The sequence below is a fragment of the Leptospira vanthielii serovar Holland str. Waz Holland = ATCC 700522 genome, from assembly GCF_000332455.1.
In the GTDB taxonomy this organism is placed as follows: domain Bacteria; phylum Spirochaetota; class Leptospiria; order Leptospirales; family Leptospiraceae; genus Leptospira_A; species Leptospira_A vanthielii.
In genome coordinates this window covers 1-1843 of sequence record NZ_AOGY02000078.1, presented here as the reverse complement: position 1 = coordinate 1843, position 1843 = coordinate 1, and the positions used below count along the sequence as shown (strand labels likewise).

At 34.3% G+C, this 1843-nt stretch carries 4 protein-coding genes; 3 read left to right on the top strand and 1 reads right to left on the bottom strand.

Annotated features, from left to right (window positions below; all coding sequences use genetic code 11):
- The 3 genes from LEP1GSC199_RS20580 to LEP1GSC199_RS19810 form a co-directional block, all read left to right on the top strand.
- A partial coding sequence (locus tag LEP1GSC199_RS20580) for an RHS repeat-associated core domain-containing protein (RefSeq protein ID WP_198288807.1) occupies positions 1-792 on the top strand: 792 nt, incomplete at its 5' end.
- Positions 793-800: 8 nt separating this feature from the next.
- Positions 801-1214, top strand: a complete 414-nt coding sequence (locus tag LEP1GSC199_RS19815) for a hypothetical protein (RefSeq protein ID WP_002991213.1) — start codon at positions 801-803, stop codon at positions 1212-1214.
- 90 nt (positions 1215-1304) lie between these two features.
- Complete coding sequence (locus LEP1GSC199_RS19810; protein ID WP_157356654.1) at positions 1305-1532, top strand: hypothetical protein; 228 nt, start codon at positions 1305-1307, stop codon at positions 1530-1532.
- Here the strand turns inward: LEP1GSC199_RS19810 and LEP1GSC199_RS19805 are convergent.
- On the bottom strand, positions 1529-1843 hold a 315-nt coding region (locus LEP1GSC199_RS19805; RefSeq protein ID WP_039927556.1), incomplete at its 5' end, for an IS30 family transposase. The genes LEP1GSC199_RS19810 and LEP1GSC199_RS19805 overlap by 4 nt on opposite strands.

The window sequence follows — 1843 nt, the reverse complement described above, 5'->3', positions numbered from 1 at the left end:
GGTGGTAAAAGTCATATCACGTATAAACCGTATGGGGAGATATTTAGAACGGACTCGTATGGACCAGACATTACTAAATTCAAATATACGGGACAAGAAGAGGACCAGGAAAGCGGGTTGTATTACTACAAGGCTAGGTATTACGATGCGGCTCTTGGCAGGTTTGTGAGTAACGATGGTCAGGTGTTTCCAAATAAGGAGCAAGGGATGAACCGAATGATGTATGTGGAAGGGAATCCGATAGCCTTTGTAGATCCAAGTGGGAGAAATAAGCACATACATATGTTTAATAGAATTGTTGGGCATGCAATGGGTAAGGATTTTGGAGATAAAATGAATAATAAGTTCAGCAGCAACTCAATTTCGAAAGGTTTCAATCGATCAATTATTGGAGAAACTTTTGGCCAAGCAGGAAAGAAATTTGATAGATTTTTGCACAAACAACGGGTGGGTATTGACAAGTGGCTAATTTCAAATCGAAATACATATTCGGAACCTTTTTTAAAGCGATATGTAAAGATGACGCTTTTAAATAAAATCTGTGAAGAGAATGGAGAGTTAAGTGTGGCCTGTGAGATGGCATCCTTTTTCGCAACCTATGATTATTTTCGATCAAGGGAAAATTGGGAAAATAGGCGCACCCCAATTCCAGTTTTATCTCCAATTATCAATTTCTTCGTTTTCTCATCTCCAAATTATAGGAGAAGAGATTCAAGTAGACCTTTGGACATAGTTTATAGTTATATGTGTGTTACGAGATTAAGAGCTATTTGTGGTGCTTATGAGGAGTGAGGTTCAACATGAATGTTAAGCAATTGTTTAATACAATATTAATTCTTCCTATTTTTTTTATTGGTTCTGGTTGTAATTCATTGGAACTAAAAATTGATAATTCGAATTACGATTTTTATTTCTCTGACATGAATAACAATAAAATCACTGATTTTGAATTAGATCAAACTAACTTCTACTGGTTTAGCTATGGTTTTTCCTCCAACCAAACCATTCAGGAGGGTATTGAAAAAGAACTAAAAAAGTATCCTGGTGCGAAAGGATTAAAAAAGTTAAAAGTCCGAATTTATAATAAATCTTGGTTTACTTTAAGTGTTTTACCCAATCCCTTGGGATTGTTTACGTCTTCTCTATGGATTTATGTTGGTTATCCATTAGGTTTTACTAACAAAAGCTATTATGTGACAGGGGAAGTTTTTTAAATGGAAAAGATCCGATTCAGCAATCTATCTTATTTCTTCTTATTATTGTCACTATCTAATTGCGTAAGTTATGATCTCCATCCGGTGTTAATGAAAGGAACAACATTCTATCAGCCATTGGGTGAGTGTGAATGTAACGGGAAAATAGGTAGAATTGTTATAAGCGCAAAAGTAACGAAAGATGGGGATATTATAAAGCAAAGAACTTTTTCTGTCTCTGAATACTTTTTCTTATCGTTTTACTTTGGTAGATTATTGGGAACATATGATAATGGAAATATAGAGCAATTATTAAAAGAGATAGATTCTAAAGTTTAACGCAACACTTCCTTTATTTTTTCCGCGGGAGTTTTCCAGCCAAGCGTTTTTCTTGGACGCTCATTTAAAAGCTTTTGGACTCTTTTCAGTTCTTTTCTTGATATATCATTAAAGTCAGTTTTTTTAGGAAAGAAATCTCTTATTAGCATATTCGTATTTTCACAAGTCCCCCTTTCCCAAGGACTTCCCGGATGACAAAAATATACTTTCATTTGAGTATCTTTTGTAAATAGCTTATGGTTACTCATTTCTTTACCTTGATCATAAGTTATCGAAAGTCTAAGCTCTGTTGGCATTTTTTTTAGTTCCTT

Coding starts and splice junctions, on each gene's coding strand:
- LEP1GSC199_RS19815 (WP_002991213.1), top strand. CDS start 801: ATGAATGTTAAGCAATTGTTTAATACAATATTAATTCTTCCTATTTTT.
- LEP1GSC199_RS19810 (WP_157356654.1), top strand. CDS start 1,305: ATGAAAGGAACAACATTCTATCAGCCATTGGGTGAGTGTGAATGTAAC.